This window comes from Flavobacterium sp., from assembly GCF_040382755.1.
In the GTDB taxonomy this organism is placed as follows: Bacteria; Bacteroidota; Bacteroidia; order Flavobacteriales; family Flavobacteriaceae; genus Flavobacterium.
This window is the reverse complement of the sequence record NZ_JBEIET010000177.1, coordinates 1-3,162: the sequence shown is the minus strand read 5'-3', so window position 1 is coordinate 3,162 and position 3,162 is coordinate 1. Positions and strand designations below refer to the sequence as shown.

4 protein-coding genes are annotated in these 3,162 nt (G+C 31.2%); all 4 read left to right on the top strand.

The genetic code is table 11. From position 1 onward, the window contains the following. The coding region (locus ABWO04_RS10765; RefSeq protein ID WP_353079704.1) for a hypothetical protein at nt 1-981 on the top strand (981 nt) is incomplete at its 5' end. A 173-nt stretch (nt 982-1,154) separates the two neighbouring features. After that, nucleotides 1,155-1,802 (top strand): hypothetical protein, encoded by a 648-nt coding sequence (locus ABWO04_RS10760; RefSeq protein ID WP_353079703.1) that lies wholly within the window; start codon nt 1,155-1,157, stop codon nt 1,800-1,802. Continuing rightward, on the top strand, nt 1,783-2,256 hold the full coding sequence (locus ABWO04_RS10755; RefSeq protein ID WP_353079702.1) for a hypothetical protein: 474 nt from the start codon (nt 1,783-1,785) through the stop codon (nt 2,254-2,256). The genes ABWO04_RS10760 and ABWO04_RS10755 overlap by 20 nt, the downstream gene beginning before the upstream one ends. Nucleotides 2,257-2,339: 83 nt before the next feature. Next, entirely contained in the window at nt 2,340-3,002 is a 663-nt protein-coding gene (locus ABWO04_RS10750; protein ID WP_353079701.1) for an ATPase/DNA packaging protein, read from the top strand. The last annotated feature ends 160 nt before the right edge of the window (nt 3,003-3,162 follow it).

Sequence of the window (3,162 nt, the reverse complement as noted above, 5' to 3'; positions counted from 1 at the left end):
TATTACTTTCATGAGTTTGAATCAAAACAATATGTACCACTATTAAACAGTTCACTAACAGACATTGAAGTGAAATTATGTGATGAAAACAATAACCAGTTACAATTATTATCTGGTGTACCTTCTATTTTGAAACTAAATATTCGAAGAATGAGTGAAAAAAGTAATTTTCATGTAAGACTTACATCGGCTGTTAGCAAAGAGTTTCAAGACAACAAAAGTTATCATTTTAGAGTAAAATTGCCTACTGTATTAAGTCTTAGTAAAAGTTGGAATGTTGCTTTAACTTCTATTAGTTACCCAAATACTTTTAAAACATTTTTACCAGATAAAAATAGTCGTGGAATATTACTGGTACAAGAACATACTAGAAGAAAAGGCATTAAAATAATAAGTGACGAAGTTCATACAATAGTAACATTAGTAAAAGAACTTGTTGAATTTTTTGCTAGTACTGATTTTGGTGAAGTAAAAGTTGATTCCAATAATCGTTTAAAGTTAATTTTCAAAAAAGAAGGTTATGTAGCTATTTCTAATCATTTATTACGTGTATTGGGATGTGACTACCCTTTAAATTTGAATGATAATGCAACAAAGATAATAATAAATAGTAGAAATCCAATATTACGACTTGGTAAAAATGAAGATGGAACAGAAAATTATATACTACAATTTAATCTACCTATCAATTTAGATGCTTTACAACCAAACTATATGATTGCTTATACCAATTTTATTGAAAGTTCAATAATTGGTGGTATTTATAGTAAAATTTTACGTGTCATTCCAGTGTCAAACCAAGAAAAAGGTTACATTATTTCAGACTTTAAGCATAAAGAATTTATAGCACTTCAAAATACAGAAATTTCAGAAATTGAAATAGTGCTGCGTTCCCATGATGGTGAATATGTTTATTTTGGTACTAATGAAGATCTAATTTTAAATTTGGAATTTTCAACTTCTGATGAAGATAGAAAGTAAGTTTCTAGAAACAGTTGAAACAAGTTGCCTTGGTTATGATGAAATTCTGTAAAAATAATTTTCCAGAAATTAGAACAAGTTGAAACTTGATTTTTTGTTGTGTAACCAAAGGTATTGTTTTAAAGCATTTTTACTTCTCCAGTCATTTATTTCCAAACCATCAAACATTGAGGATGTCTTATGTGTTTGTTCTTCCTAGAGAAGTAATTGAAAGATTATACACACAGTGCTGTGATTGTTTTGATTTTACCAAAGCTATTACTGATCTTGAAGCTGTGAAAAAAGAAGATAACATTGACAAAGCCATCACAGCAACATTTGAATTTGTCTCTACCTACGTTAGAAACATTGTGTATCACACAGGCCGACTACCTCTACTTGAACATAAGACTTGCAGAGAAAAAGATTTTGTTTTGTCAAATAATTTAGCCACAGTTTTGAAACTTCACATTGAGTTCATTAAGTTGATTGAGACAATTTTGGAACGAGAAAAGGCAAGAAAATTCCATATCATCATACCACCTCACCAGTCTAATCTACTGGAAGTTTTTGGAAGTCCAACAATTGTTAAATCAATCGAACTACATCACTACATTGATTTGGCAAAAACATTCTTGGAAGGAACATTGAAGTTTTATTCAGCAATTGCAAAAACTTTTACACCAGCTGCTCCAAACATTCTTGTGGGTCATTTGAAGTTTATTGTACTGACACTTCGCATTTTTGTCTCATATCGTGTAAAAAACAATCGTAATGGCAAATTACCAATCTTCCACAATGGATCAATTGAATTGGGACCACATGCTGACACATCCATCTGAATTGGTAAGACTTGATGAACACTTAAGACTAAAGCAAATCGAATTGGATGCATTTCACAGCAGGCTTGAAGGATGGACAAAAATTGCAGCTCAAGAAAAATTGGAACATCAACGATTGCTCTACAGCATGAGATCTTATTTGTCCATAACATGCACAAATAGATTTGATATGCCTATGTTATCACAAACTGAATTCGAATCACTGAAAAACAGTTTCACTGATAGAGAAAACTATCTTTCTGCGGATGACCAACAATATCAAAAGCTGGATCACACAACATACCAAGAATACTATCTCATTCTTCGAATGAGATCGGATCGAAAAAACACGGAACGGATCTACAGAAAACTTCTCGGACTACTTTTGGATGAACTGGATGCATGTGACGACTTCTTCAAAAAAGAAACAATGATTGACACCATTCTTAAAAGATGCTTTTTTACTGTTGAATAAATTCTCACTCGCAAAACAATTTGTTGTTCATTATTTAAATGGTTTAGGGTTTGGGTATACTGTTAAACAAGACTTAATATAAAATGTGGGATATTCGTTTGAAAACAAGTTTTAATTGTATTGTTAGTGGGCCCTCGGGTTCTGGTAAAACAACATGGGTTAAAAATCTTCTAACAATAGGTGACCAACTATTTACTGAACCACCAAAAAGAGTATTTCTATTCTATCAAGCAATGCAAGATATGTATATAGAAATGGAAAATTTAAAATTAATTCATGAACTGGTGGATGTTAAAGATTACTTTCCATCATTGGATGAAATTTATAACATGGTTAATCCTTACAAAGATCAAGGCGGTTCACTTATTATTTTTGATGACAGCATGAACTCGGTGAATACTGACTTTGAATTGTTGTTTTGTAATTTGAGCCATCATTCAAACTGCAGCATAATTTTCCTTACGCAAAATTTATTTTTCAAAGACAAATCTTTTCGGACAATGAGTTTAAATTCACATTATATAGTTTTAATGAAAAATGATAGAGACAAACAACAAATCAGTATATTAAGCAAACAGATTAGCCCATTTAACAGTAGTTTTATAACATCTGCCTATCAAGAAGCAACAAAAAAAGCATATGACTATTTGCTTTTAGACTTTAATCAAGAAACACCACCACTATTACGAGTTCGAAGTCACATTTTCCCACATCAATTTCCGTGTGTAGTCTACATTGAAAAATAATGGTTGACTTAGAAAAGAAAAAATATTTACCTCTTTTAAACGTACTACGTAAACTAAACGCAAATGAAGTTAGTCACGTAATGGATTTTTTAACAGATGACGCAATTGATCACGTGTGTGAATGTGTGTATAACGTTTTACACACAGACTTAAGTTTATC

Bases quoted from the DNA above. Each gene is read 5' to 3' on its own strand.
- ABWO04_RS10760 (WP_353079703.1), top strand. From the start codon at position 1,155: ATGTCTTATGTGTTTGTTCTTCCTAGAGAAGTAATTGAAAGATTATAC.
- ABWO04_RS10755 (WP_353079702.1), top strand. From the start codon at position 1,783: ATGCTGACACATCCATCTGAATTGGTAAGACTTGATGAACACTTAAGA.
- ABWO04_RS10750 (WP_353079701.1), top strand. From the start codon at position 2,340: ATGTGGGATATTCGTTTGAAAACAAGTTTTAATTGTATTGTTAGTGGG.